The organism is Gemmatimonas groenlandica (assembly GCF_013004105.1).
GTDB lineage: Bacteria > Gemmatimonadota > Gemmatimonadetes > Gemmatimonadales > Gemmatimonadaceae > Gemmatimonas > Gemmatimonas groenlandica.
Map to the genome: position 1 here is coordinate 2,235,487 of NZ_CP053085.1, position 25,553 is coordinate 2,261,039.

The window sequence follows — 25,553 nt, forward strand, 5'->3', positions numbered from 1 at the left end:
GTCCGGGTCACAGCTGATGAGGAGTCGCCGTACGATACACCGTGCCGCGAAAATGTCCGACCACTTCGTCGGCCTGATTGCGAACGCTGACATCGCAGAACGCCAAACGCTTCGTGGTGCTCTGTTCGACGGCGGTAGCGGTGAGCACATCGCCCGGCCGCACGGCGACGGGAAAGCTGATCGAACAGTCGACGGCGACACTCAGCAAGCCGCAGGCGTTCGTGGCAAACGCGAGCGCGCTGTCGGCCAGCGAAAACATGATGCCACCGTGCGACGTGCCGAAACCGTTCACCATCTCGTCGCGAATGGTCATGCGCAGCACCGACTTGCCCACGGCGGCCTCGAGCACTTCGATGCCGAGCCACTGCGAATAGAGGTCACGCGCCATCAAGGTGTTGACGACGTCTACCGCCGAAGGCGTGGTCATCAGTACCGCCGAGGATCGAGCAGGGAGGCGCCGGCCTGCACAGCCCGGCGCAAGCGGATGCTGGGGCGATAGCGATCGTCACCGGTTTCCGACTGCAGCACCTGCATCTGGGCCAGCACGTTCGGCGCACCGATCTCGTCGCCCCACTGCAACAAGCCACGCGGATAGTTCACGCCCGTGGTCATGGCGAGTTCGATGTCCTGCACCGACGCGAGCCGCAGATGCACCGCATCCACGGCTTCGTTCACAAGCATCGCCAGGACGCGATCCACAATACGTTGCCCGAGCGCCGGATCGTCGTGCGGCACCGGTGCGACCGCGCCTTCTCGATAATCGTAGAATCCGCGCTGGGTTTTCCGTCCGAGCCAGCCGGCTTCGACCAGCCGCTGTTGGGCGTGCGACGGCCGGTAGCGCGGATCGAGGAACATGCCCTCGAAGACCGATCGCGTGACGGCGAAGTTCACGTCGAGTCCGATGAAGTCCATGAGTTCGAACGGTCCCATGCGAAACCCCCCGATCGTGCGCAGTGCCCAGTCGATCGTGGCGCAGTCGGCGATGCCTTCCTCGCGAATCCGCAGCGATTCGCCATAAAAGGAACGCGCCACCCGATTGACCAGGAACCCGGGCGTGTCGGCGGCGAGCACTGTGGTCTTTCCCCATGCGATCGCCAGCGCGCGCGCGTCGGCGATCACCGTCTCGGCGGTGGTGATCGCCGGAATGATCTCGACCAGCGGCATGATCGGCGCCGGATTGAAAAAGTGGACACCCACGACGCGCTCCGTGTGGGTACACGAACCGGCCAGCGCCGCGATGGACAGCGATGACGTGTTCGACGCGAGAATGGCCGCGGGGGCCACGATCGCTTCGAGCGCGCGCAACAGTTGCTGCTTGGCCGCGAGCTGCTCGATGATGGCCTCGATCACGAACCCGCAGGGGGCGAAGGCCAAGAGCTGCTCCGGACTCACGCCGTCCACGTACGTGATGCGCGCCAACACGGCGTCGGCTTGCTCGCGCGTGAGGCGTCCTTTCTCCACGTCGCGGCTCAATGCCTTTTCATGCCCCGACCGCGCACGCGCGATCGACGCGGCCTGCGCGTCGGCCAGCACCACCGTGTGTCCGTGCACCGCCGCGACCTGCGCGATTCCAGCGCCCATGGCACCGGCACCGATCACGCCGACGATAGTCTTCTCCGCGCCTGCTGTCATGTCATTCATGCGCCGCGATAGATGGGCGCCCGCTTGTCGAGGAAGGCGCGCACCCCTTCTTCGTAGTCGGCCGTACGTCCGGCTTCGTGCATGGCCTGCGCCTCGACCTCGAGCTGTTCGTCGAGCGTGTTCGAGAAGCTGGTCAGCATCGCGCGCTTGGTGAGACCAAAGCCGCGCGTGGCCTGCGTGGCCATCGATGCGGCCATCGCCTGCACCGTCGCCATCAGCTCCGCCTTCGGCGCCACGTCCCAGATCAATCCCCACTCCTTTGCCTTCAGCGCGGGAAGCTTTTCGGCCAGAAAGAACATGCCCGTCGCGCGCTGCGTGCCTACCAGCCGCGGCACGAAGAAGGTGCCACTGGTATCGGGGATGAGTCCGAGTTTCGCGAAGCTCTCCACGAAGCTGACGTCGTCGGCGGCAATCGTGAGATCGCAGGCGAAGGCCAGATTCGCGCCGGCGCCAGCGGCGATGCCGTTCACGGCGCACAACACCGGTTTCTCGATGGTGCGAATGGCGCGGATGATCGGGTTGTAGCAGCTCCGCACGATCTCGCCGATGTCCGGCATTGGTCCGTCGTCCTGCGGTAGCGCCTCAGCGAGATCCTGCCCGGCGCAGAAGCCACGACCGGCACCAGTCAGCACGATGGCGCGCACGGCGCTGTCGCTCGCCGCGTCGGCGAGCGCCGCATGCAGCGCGGCCGCCATCTCGCGATTGAAGCTATTGAGGACGTCGGGGCGATTCAGCGTCAGGGTGAGGACACCTTCACGCTGGTCGATCAGGAGGGAGGGAGTGGGTGAGGACATCTCTAAAAATACCATTCTCCCCGCCCGCGGGGGCCTCGAACGCGATTCGCGGCTTCGTCCTCGAAATTGAACGTCCTGCACTCGCCAAGTGAGCTGCGTCGCGGTAGGATAGCCGTCAGCGACACGTTCGGGACCAACATCGGCCTGGAGTTTACGCATGGACGTCACCGTTTTGAGCTGGCTACGGAGCATCGGCTGGAGCGCGTTCACTTGGGCGCTCGGCGGCGTGCTGCTGGTGAACGGCGTGGCCTTGTTCGCGTTCATCTGGAAGCGCGAGCGATCGGTGGTGAACGCCTGGACCGGCCCGGTGCTCGCCATCAACATCGTGCTCGTCGCGATCGGCATCGGCGTACCGATGGTCACGTCTGTGGCGCGGCTGGCAATTATCGGTATGCGCGGCGTGATCCCCGGCATCTCGATCTCTTCGCAATGATGGCTGCTCCGCTCCCGATCTGCGGGCCCATTCGGCAGATTAATAGGTTATGTCTGCCAAGCCCGCTGTCCGGCCAATCACCCGCGCCTCGTCTGCTTCGCTGACGACTCCCCGCGCCGGGTTCGACTGGCGTCGCATCGCCTACAACACGCTCGTCTCGCGCTCGCTCGACGAGGTCGAAGAGTCGACGAACAAGCTGCGCAATTCTGTGCCGCGTGAGCATCTGGTGCTCTACCAATTCTCGGCGCGTGGCCACGATATGGCCCAGGTGATTCTGGGATCGCTGATCGGCGGCGTGCATGACGGCGCCGGGGCATATTACCGATCGCGTCCGTTCTTGCTGTCAGTCGGCCTGTCGATTCCGGATGCGTTCGGCAGTCCACTCGGGCGCGCTGGCGGCTTCAGTGACGGTCGCGATATCGGGGTCGTGTGCAACCTGCCGAATCGCGCGGGGTGCACGGTACTCCCGATGTCGGGCGACGTGGGCTCGCAGTACACGCCGGCGGCCGGTTGGGCGCAGTCGATCACGTATCATCGCGACAGTCTGGGAGATGCGAGCTACGCGGGCTGCATCAGCGTCGCACTGGGCGGAGACGCGTCGGTGGCGACGAGCGGTTTCTGGGCGTCGCTCACGATGGCGACCACGCTCAAGCTTCCGATGTTGTTCTACATCGAAGACAACGACCTCGGCATCAGTGTGCGTGGCGACATGCAGACACCTGGTGGCGATATCGCGCGCAATCTTGCGTCGTTTACGAATCTGTTTATCCGCAACGGCAGCGGCACCGACCCGCACGAAGCGGCCGGTCTCCTGCAGGAAGCGGTCGCGCACGTGCGCAGCGGCGACGGGCCGGCTCTGGTACGTCTCACGGTACCGCGCCTCAGCAGTCACTCCGGGCCCGACAATCAGAAGGGCTATCGCACCGACGCCGAGATCGCGGCCGATCACGCGCGTGACCCGCTGCCTAAGCTGCACGACTACCTCGTCCCGGCGTTTATGTCGGCGGCCGAATGGGCGGAGCTCGAGGCAGAAGTGACGCGTGACATCGCCGCCGGTCTCGAGGAAGCGCGTGCGCGAGCCATCCCGAATCCGGCCACGATCGCGCAGCATGTGATGGCCGACGAGTCGCCCGATGTGGCGGAGGCGATGGGGGGATTGTCGCGCGCCGAGCGTGCTGCGCTGCCCAGCACTGAGACACAGAGCGACGACGGCGAACTGCTGCGCTACGCGGAAGCGATCCGTCGCACGTTGCGCCACGAGCTTGCCGTAAACCCGAAGGTCGTCGTGTTCGGCGAGGATGTGGGTCGCAAGGGTGGCGTGCACCTCGTGACCGAAGGGCTGCAGAAGCAGTTCGGCAACGCGCGCGTGTTCGACACGAGCCTCTCCGAAGAGGGCATCATTGGCCGCGCGGTGGCGTTGGCGATCAGCGGGTTGATGCCGGTGGCCGAGATCCAGTTCCGCAAGTACGCTGACCCGGCTACGGAACAGCTGAACAATACCGGCACGATGCGCTGGCGTACGGCCAACCGCTTTGCGGCGCCGATGGTGGTGCGCATGCCGGGAGGTTTCGGCAAGGATGTCGGCGATCCGTGGCACAGCCTCAGCGACGAAGTGCGATTTGCGCATGCGTACGGCTGGCAGGTGGCGATGCCGTCGAATGCGGCTGATGCAGTGGGCTTGCTACGGGCGGCCATGCGGAGCCCCAACCCGACCATTTTCTTCGAACATCGCTCGTTGCTGATGACCGGCGACGGCAGTGCCCGCTATCCCGGCGACGACTACGTGGTGCCGTTCGGCAAGGCGCGCGTGGTGCGGGAAGGTACCGACCTCACGGTGGTGTCGTGGAGCGCCATGGTGCACCGCTGCGATGAGGCGGCAGAATCTTTCGGCGATCGGGTGGAGTTGATCGACCTTCGTACGATCTCGCCGTGGGACCGGGAGGCGGTGCTGGCGTCGGTGCGCAAGACCGGCCGCTGTCTGATCGTGCACGAGGACAACATGACGGCCGGCTTTGGCGCCGAGATCGCCGGCGTGTTGGCGCAGGAGGCGTTCTGGCATCTCGACGCTCCGGTGCGACGCGTCGCCCCGATGGACATCCCCGTCCCGTACCACACCGTGCTACTGGACGCCGTCGTCCCTGGCGTGGAGTCGATCCGGGCCGAGATCGAAGCGCTGCTGGCCGTGTAGTGGCCCTTGGGGTCGCCTGCCGACCCCAGCCATATCACCTCTGGTCCCGGTCGAGATCACGGCCGGGACCAACTGTGACGTATCGCACCGCCGCCAAACGCCTTACGATTCTACCGCCCTGCCCGGACAATTCCTGGGCGGGCGTCCGGGCCATTGCTGTGCCCGTTCCTTGGCACTTACGCACAGGATTCTATGACAAAACGACTGATCGGTCTCTCGCTGCTGACGGCGATGGCGGCGGTCCCCACGGCCCAGGCTCAGAGCCTCGGCGAACGCATCGAAGTGGGTGTGTTCGGGCAGTACACCAAGATCGACGACAAGCTGCGCATCGATAACGTGGCCGGTATCGGCGCGCGCGCGGGTCTCTCCGTCTATAAGTGGTTGGGTGTCGAAGGTGACATTCAGGTCGGCAGCACGAAGGCCAACCGGGCCCCGAACGAAGACATCACCTATCGCCCGTTCCGCGGTCTGGCCACGCTGACCGTTCCGTTCGTCCCGTCCAAGAAGGCCGCGCTGGTGCTCGGTGCCGGTTACGTGAACTCGGTGTACTCCGGGCGCAGCACGGCCAACGAATACGAAGAGGGCTTCTCGGCGCTCGTCGGCTTGAAGCTGTGCGGCAGCGGCAAATGGGGCGCTCGCTTGGACGGCATCATGGACAACAACCCGTCGCCGAACGAGCAGAACCTCGAAGGCACGTCGCGCAACTTCGGCGTCCGCGCCGGTGTGACGTATGCGCTGCGCGGTGGCTGCGCGTCCGTCGAGCAGTTCGACTGGGCACTCAAGATCGATCCGGCCACGGCCACGATCAATCGCGGCAGCAATCGTCAGTTCGCGCTGTCGGCCGCCGACATGAAGTCGCGTCCGATCGAAATGCGGAAGGTGATGAACCTGACGTGCTCGTCGAGCGACGCGTCCGTCGCAACCGTAGACAACACCGCGAAGGTGACGGCCGTGAAGAACGGCACCGCCACCATCACGTGCAAGGGCATCGTGAAGAAGATCGAGCGCTCGGCCTCGAGCACGGTCACGGTTCCCGCGCCGGCGTGGACGTTGACGCTGACGCCGACGAGCGGTTCGGCCGATGTGGGCAAGACGCTCTCCTTCTCGTCGAAGGCCACCGACGCGGATAACGTCGATCTTGGCACGATCACGTGGAGCTCGGCCAACGCGTCGATCGCGTCGGTCAGCAACGGCACGGTGACGTGTAACGCGGCCGGCAGCACGACCATCACGGTCACGAAGACCGCCTACGGGACCACGCAGACGCAGTCGGCGATGGTGACATGCAAGGCGCTTCCGGCAGCGCGTGTCGCGCTCGACGAGACGCTGTTCAACTTCGACAAGGCCGTCGTGCTGAAGTCGGGTATGGACACGCTGAAGGTCGTGCTCGACGCCATGAAGCGCATTCCGAGCCTGCGTATCTCGGTGGAAGGACACACCGACTGGTACGGCGACGAAGGGTACAACAACAACCTCGCCAAGACCCGCGCCGCCGCCGTGATGGCGACGCTGCTCAAGATGGCTGGCCCGGATGCCGCCTCCATCAAGGATCGCATTGTTTCCTCGAGCTTCGGCGAACAGTGCATCATCGCGCCGAACGGTGATGCCGATCCCGGCCCGCCGCGTCCGCGCGTCTCGGCGGCCAACAAGGCCGCGCAGGCGCCAAACCGTCGCGTGGAAATCTGGCAGCTGCTGGACGGCAAGGGTGCGCCGACGGCGTGTCGCTCAGCCGACGAACGTGCGGGTCACGTGCCGTTTGGTGATCTCAAGTAAGGCTTGGAACTGAAGTTCTGAAACTGCCAACGGCTTAGGAGGCAGGGCGGAGATGAAAAGGGAGGAGGATGCAGTGGACCGCGCGAGCGGTTGCTGCCTCCTCCTCCCTGACACCCTCCTCCCTGCCTCCTAAGCCGTTGGCAGTTTACAGTGCCTTGAACTCGTCGAACGGCTGCCGACACGAATTACACACGTGAATCGCCTTGCACGCCGTGCTGCCGAACTCACTCTGCAAGCGCGTATCGTTCGATCCGCAGAACGGACATTGGACCGCCACGCGCGAGCGCGTGAGCGTGATCAGCCCCTGCGGTTCGGCGCGACCTGGCGGGGCGATGCCGTAGGCGCGCAGCTTTTCGCGCGCGTCCGGGCCGATCCAGTCGGTCGTCCATGCTGGTGAGAGCACGAGCTTCACGTTCACGTCGTGCACACCACGGGCGACCAAGGCCGTGCGGATGTCGGCTTCGATCTCGCGCATGGCCGGGCACCCGGAGTACGTCGGCGTGATCGTGATCGTGACCGCGTCGTTCTGGATCGCGACGTCACGCACGATGCCCAGTTCGACGACGCTGATGACCGGCACCTCGGGGTCCATCACCGTGTTGAGGACCCCGTACACCTCGTCTGGACTCAGCATGAGTGGCGGCCTACCAAGAGGCGCCAGGATGCGAGCGCGCCACGATCTGCATGGTCGCCAGCATATGTCCCAGAGATTCGGTGTGAAAGCCGCGACGGCCACCGCGGCGCATGGCGGGATCGGTGGGGAGCGTCAGCGTCGCGCGATGCACCACGTCCTTTACCATCGTGAGCCACAACGAATGCAGCGCGTCGTGATCGATCGCGATGAACGCTTCAGCCGCCACCGCATCATCGACGGCGTCGTGATCGAACAGCTCGCCGGTGTAACGCCACAGCGAATCGAGCGCCTTCTGGGCGCGCTCGTGACTCTCCGCCGTGCCATCGCCCAACCGCACCACCCACTCGCTGCTGTGGCGGAGGTGGTACTTGTCTTCCTTGAGCGACTTGGCGGCGACGGCGGCGAGTCCTTCGTGTTCGCAGCGTGACAGCGCATCGAGCAGCAGCACGCTGTAGGCGTCGAACAGGAACTGCCGCACCATGGTGACGGCAAAGTCGCCATTCGGCACTTCCACCAGCAGCGCGTTGCGAAACGCCACGGCGTCACGGAAGTACGCGAGCTTGTCGGCATCGCGCCCCTGCCCTTCCACTTCACCGGCGAGCGCCAACAACGAGCTGGCGTGTCCGATCAGGTCGAGCGCGATATTGGAGAGCGCGATGTCCTCTTCGAGGATCGGCCCGTGACCGCACCATTCCGACAGCCGATGCCCGAGCACGAGGCGATCGTCGCCCATGCGCAACAGGTACTCGAACAGCGGATTCGCCACCGGCGTACTGCGCGGCGCGGCTACCTGGAACGACGGTTCGGTCATCAGCGACTCAGAAGATGCGCACGCCACGCGGCGCGATATAGAACTGCGGATGACGATACGGCTTGTCATTCCCCGGGTCGAAAAACGGACCCGCATCCGATGGCGCCGAAGCCACGATCGCGGCGCTCGGCACCACCCACAGATTCACCGCTTCGCCGCGACGCGCGTACACGTCGCGGGCATTCTGCAGCGCGAGCTCGCCATCGGGCGCGTGCACACTACCGGCGTGTTCGAACGGTTCACCCTTGTTGGGCTGCGTGAAGACTTCCCAGAGCGGCCACTGACTGTCTGACATGTTCGGGATCCTTGGGGTCAGGCCGCAGCCGTGGACGAACGCGCCTTCTGCTTCTCGGCATGCGCCGTCGCCGCCGCGCGCACCCATTCGCCGTCTGCATGCGCCTTGCGGCGCGCGTCGAGACGTTCGCGATTGCAGGGACCGTTGCCCTTCAGCACTTCAAAGAATTCACTCCAGTCGATCTCGCCGAACTCCCAGTTGCCGGTGTCGGCATCGAATGCCATGTCGGGATCGGGCACGGTGATGCCGATCGCGATGGCCTGCGGCACGGTGAGATTCACGAAGCGCTGACGCAACTCGTCATTCGTCTTCCGCTTCACACGCCACTTGAGCAGCTCGGCGCTGTTCGGCGAGTCGGTGTCGCTCGGACCGAACATCATCAGCGACGGCCACCAGAAGCGGTTGAACGCTTCCTGCACCATGGCCTTCTGTTCCGGCGTGCCGTTGGCCAGCACCGAGCAGATCTCGTAGCCCTGACGCTTGTGGAAGTTTTCTTCCTTGCAGATGCGGACCATCGCGCGGGCGTATGGCCCGTAAGAGGCCTTAGCGAGCACGGTCTGGTTCACGATCGCGGCACCGTCGACCAGCCACCCGATTACGCCCATGTCCGCCCACGAGAGCGTGGGATAGTTGAAAATGCTGGAGTACTTCGCGCGACCATCGAGCAGTGCTTCGACGAGTTCGTGGCGATCGACGCCCAGCGTTTCCGTGCCGCAGTAGATGTACAACCCATGCCCGGCCTCATCCTGCACCTTGGCGATGAGCGACATCTTGCGACGCAGCGACGGCGCGCGCGTGATCCAGTTGCCTTCGGGCAACATGCCGACGATTTCGGAGTGCGCGTGTTGCGACATCATCCGTGTCAGCTGCTTGCGATAGCGCTCCGGCATCCAGTCCTTCGGCTCGATGCTTTCGCCAGCGGCGATGCGAGCTTCGAAGGCAGCCAGGAGGGCCGGATCCTCGGTGGGGACGGGCGGGTTCTGGTCCATGCCTGCAATCTACCCACCGGAAACAGGGTTCGACAATCGGAGCGCGACGCTATTTTCCCTGCATGACGACAGACGCTCCCCGCCCCGCCAACAGTCCGGACGGCTACGTCCGCACCGACATCGCCGATGGTATCGGCCGTATCGAATTCTTTCACCCCAAAAGCAACGCGCTGCCGAGTGCCATTCTGCGCGATCTCGCGGCCGCGGTCACGGCGGTCGGCGCCGATCCATCGGTACGCGTGATCGTGCTGCAGAGTGGCGGTACGGGTCCGTTCTGCGCCGGCGCATCGTTCGACGAGCTCACGGCGATTGCCAGTCCGGAACAGGGTCAGGAGTTCTTCAGCGGGTTCGCCCGTGTGATCCTCGCCATGATCCGTGCGCCCAAGTTCGTGATCAGCCGTGTGCACGGGAAAGCGGCGGGCGGCGCCGTCGGCCTCATCGCCGCCTCCGACTTCAGCATGGCGGTCACCAAAGCGTCGGCCAAACTCAGCGAGCTCGCGGTCGGCATCGGGCCGTTCGTGGTCGGTCCCGTGATCGAAAAGAAGATCGGACTGGCCGCTTTCGGCGCGATGTCGGTTGACGCCGACTGGCGCGACGCGGCGTGGGGCGAACGGCACGGTCTTTACGCCAAGCTGTTCGACGACGTGGCCGCCATGGATGACGCCGTCACCGCGCTGGCCACCACGCTCGCCGCCTCGAATCCCGAAGCGATGGCGATGCTCAAGCGCGTGTTCTGGGCAGGGACCGAGCAGTGGGAGACGCTGCTGGCCGAACGCGCGGGCATGAGCGGGACGCTGGTGCTCTCGGAGTTCACGCGGAACGCGATCGGCGCCTTCAAGACCCGTTGACCCGGTGACGAAACCAGCGATTGTCGTCGTGCATGGCGCGCTGGGAAGCGCCGCGCAGATGCAGCCAGTCGCCGATGCGTTGTCGGCACTGGGCGAGGTGCACACGATCGAATTCCCGGGCCACGGTGAGACACCGCCGGGCGAAGTAGTTCCGTTCGCGATGTACAGCTTGATCGATGCGCTGCGTGCTGGAATCGCGTCGCGCAGATTGCGCCAGCCATTGGTGTTCGGCTACTCGATGGGCGGCTATGTCGCGCTGTTGCTGGAGTCGCTGTCGCCCGGAACGCTTGGCGGCATCGTGACGCTTGGCACAAAAATCGAGTGGACGCCCGAAGTGGCGGCCGGCGCGATCGCACGTCTCGATGCGTCGGTGTTGCGGACCAAGGTGCCCGTGTTCGCCGAACAGCTGCGGGTGCGACATGCGAACGCGGGTGGTTGGGAGCAGGTACTGACCTCCACCGCGGCGCTACTGGGCGCGCTCGGCCAACGACCGCGGCTCACGGCGCAGACGTTGGCCGCGGTGACGATCCCAGTCCGCGTGGCCGCCGGCTCGCGCGACGACACGCTCGCGGACGGTGAAGCCGCGCGCTTGGGGGCGCTGTTGCCCAACGCCACGTATACGTCGCTGCCGGACGTGCCGCATCCGATCGAACGCGTCCCGACGGCCCTCGTCGTGGAGCTCGTTGGTGGTCTCCTGCGCGACTTTCCCCGGAGCTGATGATGTTCCGTTCCTTTCGCGTTCCCGAGAAGCTGTTCGCACTCGCGATGTGGACCGTCTCGATCACGTTCGCCGGCTTTCTGATCGGATTGGGTGGCAAGATCGTCGGGGAACTGCCCGGCGTCGATCAGCAGATCTCGCTGTCGGAGTTCGTCGATCCGCTCAAGCGCGTGCCGCTGATCAGCGCGCGCGATTCGCTCGTCGCGCTGCAGCGCACCACGCAGGACGAGCGCGAGCGCGCCTCGCAGAGTCACTTGGTGGCGCGCAATGCGTACTCGTCGCAGCGCGAGACGTTCGATACGTGGATCGCGACGCGTACCGCGACCACAGATCCATCGCAGGATCCCGAGGTGGTGTCACGCACCCGTCTGCTCGACTCGCTCAAGCGCAGCGAGCGGGATGCCGAGTCGGCAGTCGAACAACTCGACGAGCGACTGCTCGCCATCTCGCAGACGATCGAGAACAACCGAGAGCGCGAGATCGAACTCGAACTCGCGGCGCGCGGACAGTTCGAGAAAGCGCGCTTCTCGCAGGAATTACGCGTGTTCGGCGTGCGGCTGGCGCTCACGTTGCCGCTGCTGCTCGTCGCCGGTTGGCTGGTGGCCCGCAAGCGGCGCAGCGAGTACTGGCCGCTCTTGCGTGGCTTTGTGCTGTTCGCCGTGTTCGCCTTCTTCGTCGAGCTCGTGCCGTACCTGCCGAGTTACGGCGGCTATGTGCGCTATGGCGTGGGCATCATCGCCAGTGCCGTGGCCGGCGTGTACGTGATTCGCGCCATGCGACGCTATCTGGCGCAGCGTCAGCACGTGGAACAGCAAAGCGAAGGCGAGCGCCGTCGGGCGCTGCCGTACGAAGAGGCGCTGCGTCGTATCGGTGCGGGCGTCTGCCCGGGATGCGAGCGAGCCATCGCCGGCGGACCCGCGAATCCCAGCAACTTCTGCGTGCATTGCGGTCTGCGCCTGTACGACACCTGCGAGAGCTGTCACACGCGAAAGAATGCGTTCTACCCGTATTGCCCCACCTGCGGTGTTCCCGCGACCGATGCCGACTCATCGACACCGGTCGACACCGCCTCCATTACCCGCTGACACGATGCCCTCTCGCCCCGCTCTGACACAATCGTCGCCGCGCGCCTCCCTCACGCTCGCACTGCTGGCGTGCGCGCTTCCGATGTGGTCATCGCCGCTGGTCGCCCAGCGTAGCGCCAAGCGACCGGCGGCGAACGCCGCGCCGGCGGCACCCGCCCTGACAGCCGAAGCGCTGCAGGGGATTCAACTCCGCTCGATCGGACCCGGCCTGGTCACCGGTCGCATCGCCGACATCAAGATCGATCCGAAGAATCCGAGCACGTGGTATATCGCCACCGCGTTCGGCGGCATCTGGAAGACCACGAATCGCGGCGCCTCATTCACGCCGATCTTCGACAACGGCGGCACGCACAACTCGTGCTGCATCGTGATCGACCCAAAGAACAGCGACGTGCTCTGGCTTGGCACCGGTGAGAATCACAGTCAGCGCAGCGCGCACTTCGGAGACGGCCTGTACAAGTCGACCGACGCCGGCAAAACCTGGGCACGCAGCGGGTTGGCGCAGTCGGAGCATCTCGGCCAGATCGTCGTCGACCCGCGCAACTCCGACGTGGTGTATGTCGCGTCGCAGGGTCCGCTGTTTTCTGCGGGCGGCGAGCGTGGCCTGTACAAGACCACCGACGGTGGCGCGACGTGGACGCGTAGTCTGTTCATCAGCGAGAACACCGGCGTCACCGATGTCGTACTCGACCCGAAGAATCCGGATGTAGTGTACGCCGCGGCCTATCCACGTCGACGGCACGTCGGCCAGGCGATCGGTGGCAGCCCGGAAGGCGGGCTGCACAAGTCGACCGATGGCGGCAAGACGTGGACGAAGCTGGCGAACGGCTTGCCCACGGGCGACGTGGGGCGCGCGGCGCTGGCGGTAGAAGGCCGCACGTCACCGACGCAGCTGTTCGCGTTCGTCGAGGCCTCGGGCACGCAATCGGGACTGTATCGCTCGACCGATGAAGGCGCGACCTGGACACGCTTCGGCAAGAATGCGGCGGCGGCCGGTGGCCGTGGTCCAGCGGCGGGCGCGGGCGGTGGAGCGGGTGCGGCCGGCGGTCGTCCGGGCGCCCCGGTAGACAGTGCGCGGGCGGCGGCAGTGCGCGAGAACTGGTTCACGAGCGGCCTTGGACAGTACTACAGCGAACTGTTCATCGATCCGCATCGCGTGGGGCACATTTACGAAGTGGCGACGAATCTGGCGCGCAGCACCGACGGCGGCGCCACGTGGGCCAACACGAATTGGGAGAACAAGGGCGTGCATGTGGATCACCACGCGCTCGAGTTCGATCCGCTCGACAAGAACCACATGCTGCTCGGCAACGATGGCGGTCTGTACGAAACGTACGACGCGGGCGAGACGTGGAAGTTCCACGCCACGTTGCCGATCACGCAGTACTATCGCGTGGGTATCAACAACGCGAAGCCCTTCTACTTCGTGTGCGGCGGCACGCAGGACAACTTTTCGCAGTGCGGTCCGTCGCGCACCACGAACAGCTGGGGCATCCGCAACAGCGATTGGTTCAACATCGTGGGTGGCGACGGCTTCCAGGCGCGCGGCGACATGGAAGACCAGAACATCTTCTACGGTGAGTCGCAGAATGGCGGCCTGTCGCGCTTCGACATGCGCACGGGCCGCGGGCAGGCCATCCGCCCCACGACGGCATCGGCCGGTGGTGACGATGCCGGCGCGGCCGCCACGCCCGATAGCACACGCGCCGCGCCGACGGCGCGTGTGCGTGACCGCACCAACTGGGATGCGCCGTTCGTGATGAGCCCGCACAATCCGTCCCGCATCTACTTCGCGAGCCAGTTCGTGTACCGCAGCGACGATCGTGGCGACACGTGGACGCGCATCAGCCCAGACCTGTCGCGCAATCTGAATCGCGACTCCTTGCCGATCATGGGCAAGGTGTGGCCGCGTGGATCCGTCGCACTGAACGTCTCGACCACGGAGCTCAGCAACGCCGTCGCGGTGGATGAATCGCCGGTGATGGAAGGGCTGTTGTGGGTTGGCACCGACGATGGCCTGGTGCAGGTCAGCGAAGACGGTGGCAAGAACTGGCGCCGTATCGAGGCGTTCCCGGGCGTGCCGAGGTTCACGTACGTGAGCGATGTGCATGCCTCGCCGCGCGATGCCAACACGGTGTTCGTCACGCTCAACAACTGGCAGCGCGGTGACTACGCGCCGTACATCGTGAAGAGCAGCGATCGAGGTCGCACGTGGACCAACATCACGGCCAACTTGCCCGTGCGTCACGACGTCTGGACGATCGCGCAGGACCACGTGAACGGCGATCTGCTGTTCGTGGGCACCGAGTTCGGGTTGTTCACGAGCGTGGACGGTGGCAAGAGCTACGTGCAACTCAAGGGTGGTCTGCCGATCACGCAGGTGCGCGATCTCACGCTACAGAAGCGCGAGAACGACGTCGTGCTGGCCACCTTCGGCCGCGGCTTCTATGTGCTCGACGACTACTCGTCGCTGCGCGAAATCACGCCGGCCTCGATGACCGAGGAGGCGCGACTGTATCCCATGCGGCACGCGTACGCGTTTACGCCCGGTGGACTGGCACCGGCCGGTGCGGCGGGCGTATTGGCGATCAGCGGCAACTACAGCACGCCGAATCCGCCGGTGGGTGCCTGGGTGACCTACCACGTGAAGGACGCGCTCCCCGCCGACGCGAAGCTCGTGCTCTCGATCAGCGACAACGCTGGCAAGGTGTGGCGCCGGTGTGAGCTCGATAGGACGGCTGGACTGCGGCGCTTTACCTGGAATCTGAATGGCGATCCAGCCGCGCCTGCCCCGACCGCGACAGCGCCAGCGACTGCGCCAGCGACAGCGACCGTCGCCACGCCGTCAGCGACGGATAGCACGGCCGCCCGTGCGCCGCGACCGCCGCAGAATACGCTGCAGCTGTGCGTCCCCCCTGCCCCGCTCGGCCCTGGGGGATTCGCGGGTGGATTCGCTGGCGGCGGTGGCTTCGGCGGGCGCGGTGGGCAAGTCCAGCGCGTGCCAATGGGCGTATATAAAGCGACCATCTCCAAGCTGGTGGGTACGACCAGTACGCCGGTTGGACCAAGCCAGTCGTTCGCGGTACTCTCGTTGCTTCAGTAACCACGTTGATCACATCACTCACCGCACGGCTCACTCTCGCGACCGGGTTTGGTTCGACGGCGTTGCTCGCGCTCGGGCTCCTGCTGCCCGGGCCTGAGTCGTCTGCTGCGCGAGCCAGACGTGCTCCGGGAGAGCGCCGCGTGGTGGTCGCACCGGCCGAGACGCTCAGTGTGAACGGTGGCGCGGTGGGCATGTCACGCGGGGACGTGGTGGTCCTGCTCCTTCCAGGCCCCGTGGGCTCGGCGTTCTCCATGCGCAGTGTGGTGCGGGAGCTGCAAGCCCGGGGCATCCAACCGTTCGTGGTTGATCCACTCGGCATGGGTGCCTCAACTCGTTCCAAGGGCGCCGACTATACGCTGAGCGCGCAGGCCGTTCGCATCGCGAAAGTGCTCGAGTCGGAGCTACCGGCCGGCGTGTCCGTCATCGTAGCGGCGCAGGGCACGAGTGCCACGATCGCCTTCCATCTGGCCGCGACCGATACCGCGCGTGTGCGCGGCGTGGTCTCGATCGCGGGCGGTCCGATCGACAAGCAGGGCACGTCGGGCGTGCGCACGGCGCTCACCTTTGCGGCGTTGCTCGACAACCCCATCGGGCGCGGCTTCGCCAAGCGGCGATTCGTGTCGGCACTGCGCGATCAGAGCGCCGACGATCGTTGGCTCACCAACGAGGTCGTCAAACAGTACGTCGCGCCCATCGAGAACGACCTGCGCGGACTGTTGCGCACACTCGGCGCGATGCAGGCGTCGGTCGAACAGTTCCCGATTGAGTCCCGCCTGACTCGCATTACGGTGCCGGTACGTCTGTTAGTGGGCGACAAGCCATCCGCCAGCGCCCCGAGTGCAGCGCAGGTGACACTGCTGCAAGCGCACGTGAAACGGTTCGCCGTCGACACGCTGCGACCGGGCGGCACGATGCTCCACGAGGAGCGCGCGGCCGACGTGGCCCGCGCGATCGACGAGATGGTGCGCGGCGCACGGAAGTAGCGCGCGGAAGCAGCGCGCCGCCTTCGTATTTATTTCTTGCGCGTGCCGCTGAACGTGGCGCCGCCTTGTCCGCCGAAATCGAGATCACCCTTGATGTGATCGGCGTCGACGATCGCGCCGCTGAACGTGAAGGTGGCCCCGCCTGAGGTATTGGCGGCGAAGGTAAACGTCTGCCCCTTCACCAGCCCCTTGAACGGCAGCGTGCCCATGCGGCCCGACGTGTAGGTGCCGGTGAGCGAATCTCCCTTCTGCGTCATCGCGACGGCGGATACCCCGGTTCCGTTCTCGGTGACCACTTCAAAGGTCCAGTTGCCGGTGAGATCAACGGCGATGCGCTGCGCTGCCGCAGCGACGGACGTGGATACGGCGATCAGAGAGGCCGACGCAACGGCGAGAATACGTGACGAAAAATGCATGACGGGATCCGTGTGTGATGGAAAGCGGAGCGTGGGACGATCAGCGACGCAGGCCGGCGCCGAAGGGCGCCACGCCGGGAATCGTGATCGGCAGCTGGCCGGTGATCGGCGCTTTGCCCAGGAGCGCACGCGCCGCCGCCCGCTGCGACAGCGTCCACGGGCTCCACGCGATCAGATGCGCTTCGGTGAGCGGCAGGCCGAGCTGCAGATACGGATTGTTGAAGGAGACCAACACGACCTTGGTGTTGGCCGCACGCAAGCCGTTCAGCAGCTCGGGCAAACCACGTGTGGGTACCATCGACGCGGTGTTGGTGCTGGCCCCGATGTAGCTCGACACGATCACCAGATCGGCGCCGCGCGCGATGGCCAACGCGTTCTCCACCGAAGCCGGCAGCAACGCCGGTTCCGGATTGATCTTGTACGTCCCGGTGCCGCCCGCTGCGGCGCCCGCCGTGTTGTCCGCCACCGTTTCCGGGCTGAGCGTGAGCGACAACAGGTTGGCGAACGTGCCTTTCAGCTCAGCGTCGAAGATACGACCAGCACTGAGATCCACCCGCGGCGTCACCGTGATGCTGACCACGCGGCTGGCGGCCGGCATCCTGAACGGCACCAGCGCGAGCGAGTCGCGCACCAACGTAATGGCCTTCTCGGCGGCAACGCGGGCGGGCACCGTGTTGGCCGCCACACCGACGCGGGTGCGTACGCCTTCCACGCTCACGAAGCGCTCCCGGTCGAGCCCGAATTCGTGCTTCGCCATGAGCAGCTTCTTCACGGATGCATCGATGCGTGCTTCGGTGAACCGCCCCGACGCCACACCATCCACCACCGCTTGAATCGAGACCTTGGCATCACTGGGCATCAGCAGCACGTCGTTGCCGGCCACCACGGCACGTTGCGTCGCTTCGGCCATCGTCATGCTCCCGAGCACGCCGTTCATGTCGAGCGCGTCGGTCACCAAAAGACCGTTGAAGCCCATCTTGGTACGCAACAGATCGGTCATCACCGCGGCGCTGAGCGTGGCCGCCGTGTGCGTGGTGTCGAGCGCCGGCAGATCGCCGTGGAACGTCATCATGCCACGCACGCCGGCGTTGATCGCCGCCTGAAACGGTCGCAGCTCCACGCTGTCGAGTCGCGCCCGCGACACGTTCACGCGCGAGAGTTCGAGGTGCGAGTTCTGCTCGGTGTCGCCATGGCCAGGGAAGTGCTTGCCGGTGGCAAGCATGCCGTGTTCTTGAATGCCGCGCACCAAGGCGGCACCCATGCGCGACACGAGCGCCGGATCCTCACCGAAGGACCGGGCAGCGATGACCGGGTTCTTCGGATTGTTGTTCACGTCGAGCACCGGCGCGAACGCCATGTGGATGCCCATCGCGCGTCCTTCGATCGCCGTGACGCGACCCATCTCGTAGGCGAGCATCGTGTCGCGCGTGGCGCCGATTCCCATCTGATACGGGAACGACGTGGCCCCCCCGAGTTCGATGGCATTGGGCAGGAACCACCCACCGCGCGCGCGGAACGCCGCACCGGTCTCGAGATCGGCGCCCACCAACAGGGGCAATTTGGCGACCGCTTGCAGCGCGTTCACCTTGGCGGCGATATCGAGCGGCCCGCCCACGGACACGATGATGCCGCCGAGCTCTTGCTCACGCACCAGACGTTCGATGTTCGTATACGAGGACGCGTCGGTGGCGGTGTAATCGCCCAGCGTCCAGATCCAGACCATCTGCGCCGCTTTCTGGCGCAGCGTCAGGGTCTTGAGCACCGAGTCGGCCCACGCCGCGTCGGCGGCGGCATTCTTCGGCGACGCCGCAATCTCCATGATCGGGGTGATCGGCTCCGGGCGACGCGCGGTCGGCGCGGCCACCGGACCGCGGCCGGTCTGGGCGGCGGTAGCACACGCGGCGCTCACGAGCGCCGCCGACAAGGAGAGGCGGGCGAGTTGCGAAGTCTTCACGATTGAGGGCAGGCGAAGTCGGGCGGGGATGGACGGTGATCTGTCGGAAATGTACCCCGGCCGAGCCAATTCGTGGCCATCTGAGTATCGTCCCCCATGGCCTGTCGAGTCCCCTTCCCCCGAACCGTCGTCGGCGCCCTGCTCGTCACCGCGGGGGCGTTGCGTGCCCAATCGACCCCGACGGCACCCCCAACGGGAGCCCCAGTTGCGGCGCGTGACTGGAGCGATCGGCTCAAAGCGATTCCGCTTCACGAGGGGTGGCCGCTCATCCTAACGCTCTCGGGTCAGGCGCGCTGGCGCGAAGAGTTCATGCGGGCCTACAACGTGGGCACGTTGCGCGACGATTACGGATTCACGCGGCTCATGGTTGGCGCGGACGTGCAGGCCGGCCATCCCAAACGGCTGCACGGGCGAGTGCTCGCGGAACTACGTGATGCGCAGGCGCTGAGCCGCACGTTGCCGGGCGGAACGCGAACCACCGACGGCGACCGTCACGATATCCAGAATCTCTACGCCGACCTCGGCTACGGGCGCTCGTACGTGCGTTACGGGCGTCAGGAGGTCTCGCTGAACCGCGAGCGTCTGGTGGGCGTACCCGACTGGGCCAACACGCGTCGTGGCTCGGAGGGCACACGCGCGCAGCTCGTGCGCGGCCGGCTCGTGCTGGAGGGTACCGACATCCGCCCGATGATCGTACGACTCGATCGCGGCAATCGCCCCGACAGTACCGCCCGACTGCGCACGGTGTCGCTGGGCTCCGCGCCCGGTGCCGCGCGATTCGCGCGCGGGTTGCCAACGCAGTGGAACGGCTACTGGTACGAACAGACGATCCGCACGTCGTCGTCGCTGACGCGACGACTGACGACCGGCGCCCGCACCCTCTGGCAACGGGGCACGCCGGCGGCGTCGCGCCTCGTGACGTCGGTGGAACTCGAGGGGGCGCTACAGCGCGGACACGCCGGCGCGCGCGAGCTCCACGCGTGGTTCTGGGTGGCGGAAACGCAGCTGCAATGGCGACGCGTGCGCGGCACGCCGTCACTCGCCCTCGGTCTCGAGAAAGCCAGCAGCGACCGACCGGCCACGCCGGGGAACGAAGCGTTCGCGGTCCTGTACCCGGCCGCGCATCAACACGGGGGCTTCGCCGACGTGATCGGTCGGCCGAATGTGACCGAAGTCCATGCCATCACCACCTGGGACCCGATGCCGTCGGTCTCGCTACGCGGGGCGTGGTACCGGTTCGACCGGCGCCGACTCGACGATGGCGTGTACAATAAACAGAACGCGCTCTTTCGCGCGGCCAGCGGCTCGACCGCCCGACATGTGGCCGACGAAGTCGATCTCACGGCTGCCTGGAAGGCGACCACCCATCTGCGTGTGCTCGTTGGCGGTGCCACCGTACTGCCCGGCGCATTTCTCACCAGCACCCCCGGAGGAGCCCACGTGGAGCATTGGGGGTATCTCGGTACCACGTTCGCCTTCTAGTTCACATCTTCCCGTCCATGCCTTCGATGTTTCGATCCCTTTTCGTGTTCATCCTGACGGCACCTGCGCTGCTCGCGGCGCAGGTACGTCCGGCCACGCCGGCGCCGCAACTGATCCGCGCGCGCGTTGTCGGTACCGTGTTCGACAGCGCGGCGACGCAGTGGTTGGGCGGGGCGACCGTCCAATTGGTGGATGCGTCCAATCCGTCGAACGTGCGTACGGCCATCGCCGCGGCCAACGGACGCTTTGCGATCGATTCGGTGGCGGTGGGCACGTATCTGATCGGCTTCTTTCATCAACGGCTCGACCAGCTCGGGATTGAAGCGCCGCTGTTTCGCGTGAACATCACGACGCCGGAGGAGCTCGAAGTGCCGATGGCGATTCCGTCGGCCGAGTCGATCATCACCAAACGATGCGGTCCCGGTGACCCCGAGCAGCCGATGGGGCTCTACATGGGCTTCGTGCGCAGTGCCGCCACGAATCAACAGGTGCCGGCGGCACGCGTGCGCGCGCAGTACACCGAGGTCACGGTCGGATCGCGCGGTGTGGAGCGCCGGTATCCGTCTCGCTTCGGCAGCAGCACCGACGACGGGCTGTTCACGCTCTGCGGTGTACCGCGCAACGCGCCGGTGACGGCGCGCGCCTATGCCGGCGCCGACTCCACCGGATTCATCGAGCTGCGCATACCGCGTAACGGCTTGCTGGTGCGGGACCTCGTGATCGGCTCGACGAACAAGGGCACGGGTGCGCTGCGTGGTACCGTCAAGAGCGCGAGCGGCAAGGAGATCGCGAGCGCGCGCGTCGTGCTGTGGGGCGCCAGCGGCAACGGCGCCAATACCGCGAACGGCCAGTACACTCTCGATGGACTGCCAACCGGCACGCAGATGGTCGAAGCCCGCGCGATCGGCTATCAGCCCATGCGTCTCGCGGTTGATGTCCCCGCGGGCAACGCGGCGACGGCCGACATCACGCTTGAAACGCTGGTAGCGACGGTGGACACCGTGCGCGTGCGCGGCGACCGCGTCTCCAATCAGATGGTCGAATTCGAGAAACGTCGCCGCGCCGGTTTCGGTGCGTTCATCGACGAGAATCAGTTGAACTCACGCGCACCGATCTTCATGGCCGACATCTTCCGCTCGGTGCCGGGTGTGGTGATCGCCAGCGGTCAGTCGCCGCAGGGCCGTGTGATGATGCGCAACAACGGCGGCACGTGTGCGCCGGCGGTGTTCCTGAACGGGATGAACGTGCAGGTGCCTGATGGCAATCTCGATGCGATCATGAATTCGCAGGAAGTCATGGCCGTCGAAGTGTACTCGCGCACGGCCAGCGTGCCTGCGCAGTTCGACTCTCGGAATGGCTGCGGCTCGATCGTGGTATGGACGGGCCCGCGCAAGCAACGCCGCTGAGTGAACCACGAAGTCGGTGTGCGCGCTTGAGCTTTCTGCGCCCAAGACGCACACTGTGACATGGTTTATCCGTCGAAGCTCTCGCGCGAGCGCGTTGTCGGGGCGGCCCTGTCCCTGATCCAGGAACAGGGCGCCGACTCGCTCGGCATGCGAGCCGTGGCGCTGCGCCTGAGCGTTCGCCCCGCCTCGCTGTACAAGCATGTGATCGATCTGGCCGGTCTGCAGGCGTTGCTGGCTGAGCACGCGGCCGGCCAACTGCTCGCCGCGATCGACGTCGCGATCGCGCGCGCGCCTCGCGCGGCGGGCCTGGAATCACAGAAAATGCCCATGCTGTTCATGGCGAACGAGTATCTGCGCTTCGCCCGCGAGCAGCCTGCCCTGTATGCCATGCTCACCACGCCGGGCGGCCTGCTGACATCGGGGCCATCGCCGTCGGAGGCGACAGCAGCGGTCCCGCAGGCGACCGCGCCGGCCATTCCGCAGACCGCACGCGACGCGCTCTCGAAGCGACTGATGCAGGTCGTCGGCGAACTCACCGGCCCTGCCGACGACGCCGAGGCCGCCGTCGCGCTGTGGGCGTTCCTCCACGGCTTCATCACGCTCGAACGTGCCGGTATGTTCGGCCCGAACAGCCCCAAGGGTGGTTTCACGCGCGGGGTGCGGGCGATGGCCGCCGGTCTCCGCCGCCCCGCCTCGGGAGGCCATCCCGCAATCGTCGAACCCGTACCCTGACGAACAGCCGACCGCGCGGCGGGGTAGAATAGCGCAGCGTTCCACAGCGATTCGTACGGGCTGCCCCGTCTCCCGGTGCGACGCCCGTCTTCCCAATTGGTCGGAGTGCCCGATGTCTGCCATGCTGCCCGTACCGAACCGTCGCGCACCCGACCTCGCCCGATTGCGACGTCTGTCGATGGGGGTCGCCTCTCTCATGATCGTCGTGCTGCTCAGCGCCTGTTCGCTGATGAAACGTGGCGGGAAAGGCGCTCCTCAGGGAACCGTGGCACTGGTCGTGGAGAACCGCGGCTACTCGGATGTCATCGTGTACGTCGTGCGTAGCGAGGGCGCCCGCGGCGCGCGGGTCGGCTCGGTGAACGGCGGCGCGACCGTGACCTTCAAAGTGCGTGAAACGGATTTGCAGGCCGGTGGTCTGCTGCAGCTGCAGGCGCGCGCCATCGGCGGCCGCACCACGTGGACCTCACCGTCCGTGTTCGTGAGCAGCGGTGGCGTGGTGAAGCTCGACCTAGTCGCCACCGGCACCACGGATCTGACCCGAAGCCAGATTTACCTGATCCAGTAGGCTAGCGCTTCAGACCACGCGCCGTCGCGCTGGCCTTCATGATGCGGCCGCGATCATCGAGTCGGGTGATGTTCACCTCGATCTTCCGCACGTAGTCCAGCGTTTCCACGTGACGCCAGCGCGGCACCGACGGCGCGATCTTCTCGATATTGCGCCACTGTCGCGGATCGAGCTGACGCTGGCGGGCACGCCGCTGCGCGTTCAGCAACGTGCCGCGTCCGGCGTTGTAGCTCGCGAACATGAACTGTCGCCGATCATCGGCAATGGAGTCGTTCTCCCAGCGCAGCCAGAGCCGACGATCGTAGGCAATGCCGGCTTCGATGTTCAGCTCGGGATTGTCGATCAGCGCGAGGTCGGCGTTCTCCGATGCGATCTCGCGATACGTGCTCGGCATGAGCTGCATCAGACCGCGCGCGCCGACTCGACTGCGCGCCATCGGATCGAGATTGCTCTCCGCCATGCCCTGCGCCTTGAACAGACGCCAGTCGAAGGCCGGTCCAAAGGAGCGCTTCGCGGCCTTGCGAAACGTGTCGTCGTACCGGTCGGCCGGATCGTGCGGCTGTGCCGATGCGGCCGGCACCTGCACCGCGCACGCCGCAAACAGCGCCAACACGCTCCAGCGCAGGCGCCGCGTCAATTCAGCGCACCGCCCACAACGATCGCCACCGAGATGAAGATCGCCGCGACAAACAGTCCGACCGCCACATTTCCCTTCTTCAACTCCTCAGCGAAGTCGACCTGCGGCGTCAGCGCGTCGATGATGCGATACGCCGCGAACATGAGCACCACACCGAGGGTGGCGTACAGGATATTGAGCCCGACGATCGACCATTGCATGCAGGGACTGGCAGAGGGAGATGAACGAAGCCTCGGGTGGATAATACGCGGGAATCAGCGGCGGCGCGCCGTGATCAGTACGGCGATGTCATCGGGGCGCGGATTGATGAAGTCGAGCCGCACACGACCGTCGGGCATGGTGCTCACGGTTGCCGGAATGGCGCTGTTGGCGAGTACCCAACCCGCCGGAAGTACCACGGCATTCGCCGGACGTCCAAAGCTGCGGTCCCACACCAGCTCATTGCCGACCACACGGTAGCGGGTGCTGTCGGTGTACGTCTCCGACATGCGTAGACGTGTCGTCGCGCCGGGGGCCACCGGCGCAAACCGGAAGACCACGATCTCCGTGGTTGGTGCGACCGGTTCACCGATGTCGAGCTTGGCCGCGGTGATGGCAGCGCCCTTGAGCACATCGAGCCGAAGCGGTTCGCCGGTATCGAGATTGCGAGCCGAGGGATTCGACACACGGCTGCCGGCGCGCACGACGTTGATGTAGTGATCCGTGCCGGGACGCGACTCGGTGTAGTCGTGATACAAGTCGAAGGCGTGCGTCTCCGGCTGCTGCAGGAAGTACACGATCTCCCGCGATTGCACCGCGCGCTCCTCGAGTCGCGCCTGCACGCTCGATCGCACAGTGCCGGTGGACGTGGCCATCGATGCCACCGGACGGGCACGGAGTATCAACGGCGCTTCCGCGGGCGTGTTGTTCCAGAAGCTGATCGCGATGCGCCCGTCGGCCTCCTGTAGAATCTGCGACGGATAGTTGCACGACTCGAGTTCGTAGCCCTTCGGCAGCACCACCGCGTTGCGCTTGATGCCAAGCGGACGGTTGAAGACGATGGTCGTGCCGTCGGTGAAGTAGCTCTTGGCGTCTTCGTACGTCTTGTCGATCAACACCCGCGCTTCGCCGCCATTGGGGGGCACCGGCCGCGCCAGCGTGACCCGGATGTACTGCTGCGTGCTGTCGGACACACGCACCCCACCGGCTCGCGCGACGGCCGCACCAACCACGTCGAACACCAGCGGCTTGCCGGTGGCGCGGTCGCTCACATGCTCGTCGGTGGCGATGCTGCCGGCGCGAATCGGATTGAAGTAGTACGTGGCGCCGGCTGTCGTGGCGGTCACGTCGTAGACAATGCGAAACTTGGCCGTGCCGGGCGCCAGCAGCTCGTATCGCGTATACGCGTCGGCTTCCGTTTGGCGCGGCGGTGCGGTCTGCGGTGTGGTCTGCGCCATCGCGGGATCGACGAGCGCGACGGCCAATGCCAGCGCGCATGCGCGTATGGCGTTCATGCGGGCTGCACGAGGTTGATGAGATTTCCGCAGGTGTCTTCGAACAGCACGACCGTGACCGAACCCATGACGGCCGGCTCTCCGCGGAACGCGACACCGGCCGCCTTCAGTCGCGCAAACTCGGCGTGGATGTCGGTGGAGATGAACGCAGTAGCCGGAACTCCGGCGTCGAACAGCGCCTTCTGAAAGACACGCGCCGGTTCGAACGCCATCGGCTCCAGCACCAACTCCACACCCGCCATGCCATCGGGCGCCGTCACGGTGAGCCAGCGATACTCGCCAAACGGGAGGTCCGACATTTTTTCAAAACCCAGCACCTCAGTATAGAACTTGAGCGCCTTCGACTGATCGTCGACCATGACGCTGATGAACTTGAGCTGCATAGCATGCCTCGCGAGGTACGGCCGTCGGGGTGACACGGTGAGCGACTGCCTAAGCTGCGGCGGGAAGCAGGGCGAGGGAAGTCGCGAGTTGCCGCTCGCCGCGAGCACGCGCAGGTTCCATTATTACCTGCTGCGCAGCCCGCTGCTCGCACCCTGCAAACGTCCTGCTGGCCCCCTTCCCGAGCCTCTT

General features: G+C 65.8%; 25 protein-coding genes. 12 read left to right on the forward strand and 13 right to left on the reverse strand.

The genetic code is table 11. The features are described from left to right. Positions 1-7: 7 nt before the first annotated feature. Genes paaI through HKW67_RS09450 form a run of 3 tightly spaced genes read right to left on the reverse strand, consistent with a single transcriptional unit; the run spans position 8 to position 2,435 of the window. Positions 8-427: a hydroxyphenylacetyl-CoA thioesterase PaaI gene (paaI, locus tag HKW67_RS09440; protein ID WP_171225149.1), complete on the reverse strand. Its 420-nt coding sequence runs from the start codon at positions 425-427 to the stop codon at positions 8-10. Continuing rightward, positions 427-1,641: a 3-hydroxyacyl-CoA dehydrogenase NAD-binding domain-containing protein gene (locus HKW67_RS09445; RefSeq protein WP_230981159.1), complete on the reverse strand. Its 1,215-nt coding sequence runs from the start codon at positions 1,639-1,641 to the stop codon at positions 427-429. Before HKW67_RS09445 ends, paaI begins: the two co-directional genes overlap by 1 nt. Next, positions 1,638-2,435: an enoyl-CoA hydratase-related protein gene (locus HKW67_RS09450; RefSeq protein WP_171225150.1), complete on the reverse strand. Its 798-nt coding sequence runs from the start codon at positions 2,433-2,435 to the stop codon at positions 1,638-1,640. Before HKW67_RS09450 ends, HKW67_RS09445 begins: the two co-directional genes overlap by 4 nt. A gap of 157 nt (positions 2,436-2,592) precedes the next feature. Between HKW67_RS09450 and HKW67_RS09455 the strand changes: the two genes are divergently transcribed. The 3 genes from HKW67_RS09455 (at position 2,593) to HKW67_RS09465 (ending at position 6,829) form a co-directional block, all read left to right on the forward strand. Then, the gene (locus tag HKW67_RS09455; protein ID WP_171225151.1) at positions 2,593-2,868 is read left to right on the forward strand and encodes a hypothetical protein; all 276 of its coding nucleotides are present in this window, start codon (positions 2,593-2,595) and stop codon (positions 2,866-2,868) included. 49 nt (positions 2,869-2,917) lie between these two features. After that, a complete protein-coding gene (locus HKW67_RS09460; protein WP_171225152.1) occupies positions 2,918-5,056 on the forward strand; it encodes a transketolase C-terminal domain-containing protein in 2,139 nt (712 codons plus the stop codon). 192 nt (positions 5,057-5,248) lie between these two features. Next, the gene (locus HKW67_RS09465) at positions 5,249-6,829 is read left to right on the forward strand and encodes an Ig-like domain-containing protein (protein ID WP_171225153.1); all 1,581 of its coding nucleotides are present in this window, start codon (positions 5,249-5,251) and stop codon (positions 6,827-6,829) included. A 145-nt stretch (positions 6,830-6,974) separates the two neighbouring features. On the opposite strand, the gene paaD is transcribed toward HKW67_RS09465, so the two are convergent. Genes paaD through paaA form a run of 4 tightly spaced genes read right to left on the reverse strand, consistent with a single transcriptional unit; the run spans position 6,975 to position 9,558 of the window. Next, a complete protein-coding gene (paaD, locus tag HKW67_RS09470; protein ID WP_171225154.1) occupies positions 6,975-7,463 on the reverse strand; it encodes a 1,2-phenylacetyl-CoA epoxidase subunit PaaD in 489 nt (162 codons plus the stop codon). 10 nt (positions 7,464-7,473) lie between these two features. Next, positions 7,474-8,274: a 1,2-phenylacetyl-CoA epoxidase subunit PaaC gene (paaC, locus tag HKW67_RS09475; RefSeq protein WP_171225155.1), complete on the reverse strand. Its 801-nt coding sequence runs from the start codon at positions 8,272-8,274 to the stop codon at positions 7,474-7,476. 7 nt (positions 8,275-8,281) lie between these two features. Continuing rightward, positions 8,282-8,569 (reverse strand): 1,2-phenylacetyl-CoA epoxidase subunit PaaB, encoded by a 288-nt coding sequence (paaB, locus tag HKW67_RS09480; protein ID WP_171225156.1) that lies wholly within the window; start codon positions 8,567-8,569, stop codon positions 8,282-8,284. Between the two features lie 17 nt (positions 8,570-8,586). Continuing rightward, positions 8,587-9,558: a 1,2-phenylacetyl-CoA epoxidase subunit PaaA gene (gene paaA, locus HKW67_RS09485; RefSeq protein WP_171225157.1), complete on the reverse strand. Its 972-nt coding sequence runs from the start codon at positions 9,556-9,558 to the stop codon at positions 8,587-8,589. 62 nt (positions 9,559-9,620) lie between these two features. Here paaA and HKW67_RS09490 point away from each other — a divergent pair, with 62 nt between their 5' ends. Genes HKW67_RS09490 through HKW67_RS09510 form a run of 5 tightly spaced genes read left to right on the forward strand, consistent with a single transcriptional unit; the run spans position 9,621 to position 16,295 of the window. Continuing rightward, the gene (locus HKW67_RS09490) at positions 9,621-10,406 is read left to right on the forward strand and encodes an enoyl-CoA hydratase/isomerase family protein (protein ID WP_171225158.1); all 786 of its coding nucleotides are present in this window, start codon (positions 9,621-9,623) and stop codon (positions 10,404-10,406) included. 4 nt (positions 10,407-10,410) lie between these two features. Beyond that, positions 10,411-11,124 carry an alpha/beta fold hydrolase gene (locus tag HKW67_RS09495; protein ID WP_171225159.1) on the forward strand — a complete coding sequence of 238 codons (714 nt, stop codon included), beginning with the start codon at positions 10,411-10,413 and terminating at the stop codon, positions 11,122-11,124. Beyond that, positions 11,124-12,209, forward strand: coding sequence for a zinc ribbon domain-containing protein (locus HKW67_RS09500; RefSeq protein ID WP_206044663.1), 1,086 nt, complete (start codon positions 11,124-11,126; stop codon positions 12,207-12,209). Before HKW67_RS09495 ends, HKW67_RS09500 begins: the two co-directional genes overlap by 1 nt. Positions 12,210-12,213: 4 nt before the next feature. Next, positions 12,214-15,312, forward strand: coding sequence for a WD40/YVTN/BNR-like repeat-containing protein (locus HKW67_RS09505; protein ID WP_171225160.1), 3,099 nt, complete (start codon positions 12,214-12,216; stop codon positions 15,310-15,312). 5 nt (positions 15,313-15,317) lie between these two features. After that, positions 15,318-16,295, forward strand: coding sequence for an alpha/beta fold hydrolase (locus HKW67_RS09510; protein WP_171225161.1), 978 nt, complete (start codon positions 15,318-15,320; stop codon positions 16,293-16,295). A 29-nt stretch (positions 16,296-16,324) separates the two neighbouring features. Here HKW67_RS09510 and HKW67_RS09515 read toward each other — a convergent pair whose 3' ends face one another. Then, positions 16,325-16,711, reverse strand: a complete 387-nt coding sequence (locus HKW67_RS09515; protein ID WP_171225162.1) for a hypothetical protein — start codon at positions 16,709-16,711, stop codon at positions 16,325-16,327. A 40-nt stretch (positions 16,712-16,751) separates the two neighbouring features. Continuing rightward, positions 16,752-18,665, reverse strand: coding sequence for a glycoside hydrolase family 3 protein (locus HKW67_RS09520; protein ID WP_171225163.1), 1,914 nt, complete (start codon positions 18,663-18,665; stop codon positions 16,752-16,754). A gap of 96 nt (positions 18,666-18,761) precedes the next feature. On the opposite strand from HKW67_RS09520, the gene HKW67_RS09525 reads away from it, so the two are divergent. The 4 genes from HKW67_RS09525 to HKW67_RS09540 all read left to right on the forward strand — a co-directional run bounded on the left by HKW67_RS09525 (position 18,762) and on the right by HKW67_RS09540 (position 22,850). Further along, positions 18,762-20,147, forward strand: coding sequence for an alginate export family protein (locus HKW67_RS09525; protein ID WP_171225164.1), 1,386 nt, complete (start codon positions 18,762-18,764; stop codon positions 20,145-20,147). A gap of 26 nt (positions 20,148-20,173) precedes the next feature. After that, positions 20,174-21,553, forward strand: coding sequence for a carboxypeptidase-like regulatory domain-containing protein (locus tag HKW67_RS09530; protein ID WP_171225165.1), 1,380 nt, complete (start codon positions 20,174-20,176; stop codon positions 21,551-21,553). A 60-nt stretch (positions 21,554-21,613) separates the two neighbouring features. Then, complete coding sequence (locus tag HKW67_RS09535) at positions 21,614-22,285, forward strand: TetR/AcrR family transcriptional regulator (RefSeq protein WP_171225166.1); 672 nt, start codon at positions 21,614-21,616, stop codon at positions 22,283-22,285. A 112-nt stretch (positions 22,286-22,397) separates the two neighbouring features. Continuing rightward, complete coding sequence (locus HKW67_RS09540) at positions 22,398-22,850, forward strand: hypothetical protein (RefSeq protein ID WP_171225167.1); 453 nt, start codon at positions 22,398-22,400, stop codon at positions 22,848-22,850. A gap of 1 nt (position 22,851) precedes the next feature. Here the strand turns inward: HKW67_RS09540 and HKW67_RS09545 are convergent, their stop codons facing one another. The 4 genes from HKW67_RS09545 to HKW67_RS09560 are packed head-to-tail and all read right to left on the reverse strand — an operon-like array spanning position 22,852 to position 25,363. Then, positions 22,852-23,487, reverse strand: coding sequence for a transglycosylase SLT domain-containing protein (locus tag HKW67_RS09545; protein ID WP_171225168.1), 636 nt, complete (start codon positions 23,485-23,487; stop codon positions 22,852-22,854). Further along, the gene (locus HKW67_RS09550; RefSeq protein ID WP_171225169.1) at positions 23,484-23,687 is read right to left on the reverse strand and encodes a DUF350 domain-containing protein; all 204 of its coding nucleotides are present in this window, start codon (positions 23,685-23,687) and stop codon (positions 23,484-23,486) included. Before HKW67_RS09550 ends, HKW67_RS09545 begins: the two co-directional genes overlap by 4 nt. A 54-nt stretch (positions 23,688-23,741) precedes the next feature. Next, the gene (locus HKW67_RS09555; RefSeq protein WP_171225170.1) at positions 23,742-24,980 is read right to left on the reverse strand and encodes a hypothetical protein; all 1,239 of its coding nucleotides are present in this window, start codon (positions 24,978-24,980) and stop codon (positions 23,742-23,744) included. Next, the gene (locus tag HKW67_RS09560; protein ID WP_171225171.1) at positions 24,977-25,363 is read right to left on the reverse strand and encodes a VOC family protein; all 387 of its coding nucleotides are present in this window, start codon (positions 25,361-25,363) and stop codon (positions 24,977-24,979) included. Before HKW67_RS09560 ends, HKW67_RS09555 begins: the two co-directional genes overlap by 4 nt. Positions 25,364-25,553: the final 190 nt, after the last annotated feature.

Coding starts and splice junctions, on each gene's coding strand:
- HKW67_RS09540 (WP_171225167.1), top strand. CDS start 22,398: ATGTCTGCCATGCTGCCCGTACCGAACCGTCGCGCACCCGACCTCGCC.
- HKW67_RS09490 (WP_171225158.1), top strand. CDS start 9,621: ATGACGACAGACGCTCCCCGCCCCGCCAACAGTCCGGACGGCTACGTC.
- HKW67_RS09515 (WP_171225162.1), bottom strand. CDS start 16,711: ATGCATTTTTCGTCACGTATTCTCGCCGTTGCGTCGGCCTCTCTGATC.
- HKW67_RS09525 (WP_171225164.1), top strand. CDS start 18,762: ATGGCCTGTCGAGTCCCCTTCCCCCGAACCGTCGTCGGCGCCCTGCTC.
- paaC (WP_171225155.1), bottom strand. CDS start 8,274: ATGACCGAACCGTCGTTCCAGGTAGCCGCGCCGCGCAGTACGCCGGTG.
- paaI (WP_171225149.1), bottom strand. CDS start 427: ATGACCACGCCTTCGGCGGTAGACGTCGTCAACACCTTGATGGCGCGT.
- paaA (WP_171225157.1), bottom strand. CDS start 9,558: ATGGACCAGAACCCGCCCGTCCCCACCGAGGATCCGGCCCTCCTGGCT.
- HKW67_RS09535 (WP_171225166.1), top strand. CDS start 21,614: ATGGTTTATCCGTCGAAGCTCTCGCGCGAGCGCGTTGTCGGGGCGGCC.
- HKW67_RS09550 (WP_171225169.1), bottom strand. CDS start 23,687: ATGCAATGGTCGATCGTCGGGCTCAATATCCTGTACGCCACCCTCGGT.
- HKW67_RS09455 (WP_171225151.1), top strand. CDS start 2,593: ATGGACGTCACCGTTTTGAGCTGGCTACGGAGCATCGGCTGGAGCGCG.
- HKW67_RS09460 (WP_171225152.1), top strand. CDS start 2,918: ATGTCTGCCAAGCCCGCTGTCCGGCCAATCACCCGCGCCTCGTCTGCT.
- HKW67_RS09555 (WP_171225170.1), bottom strand. CDS start 24,980: ATGAACGCCATACGCGCATGCGCGCTGGCATTGGCCGTCGCGCTCGTC.
- HKW67_RS09560 (WP_171225171.1), bottom strand. CDS start 25,363: ATGCAGCTCAAGTTCATCAGCGTCATGGTCGACGATCAGTCGAAGGCG.
- HKW67_RS09530 (WP_171225165.1), top strand. CDS start 20,174: ATGTTTCGATCCCTTTTCGTGTTCATCCTGACGGCACCTGCGCTGCTC.
- HKW67_RS09505 (WP_171225160.1), top strand. CDS start 12,214: ATGCCCTCTCGCCCCGCTCTGACACAATCGTCGCCGCGCGCCTCCCTC.
- paaB (WP_171225156.1), bottom strand. CDS start 8,569: ATGTCAGACAGTCAGTGGCCGCTCTGGGAAGTCTTCACGCAGCCCAAC.
- HKW67_RS09445 (WP_230981159.1), bottom strand. CDS start 1,641: ATGAATGACATGACAGCAGGCGCGGAGAAGACTATCGTCGGCGTGATC.
- HKW67_RS09465 (WP_171225153.1), top strand. CDS start 5,249: ATGACAAAACGACTGATCGGTCTCTCGCTGCTGACGGCGATGGCGGCG.
- HKW67_RS09450 (WP_171225150.1), bottom strand. CDS start 2,435: ATGTCCTCACCCACTCCCTCCCTCCTGATCGACCAGCGTGAAGGTGTC.
- paaD (WP_171225154.1), bottom strand. CDS start 7,463: ATGCTGAGTCCAGACGAGGTGTACGGGGTCCTCAACACGGTGATGGAC.
- HKW67_RS09500 (WP_206044663.1), top strand. CDS start 11,124: ATGATGTTCCGTTCCTTTCGCGTTCCCGAGAAGCTGTTCGCACTCGCG.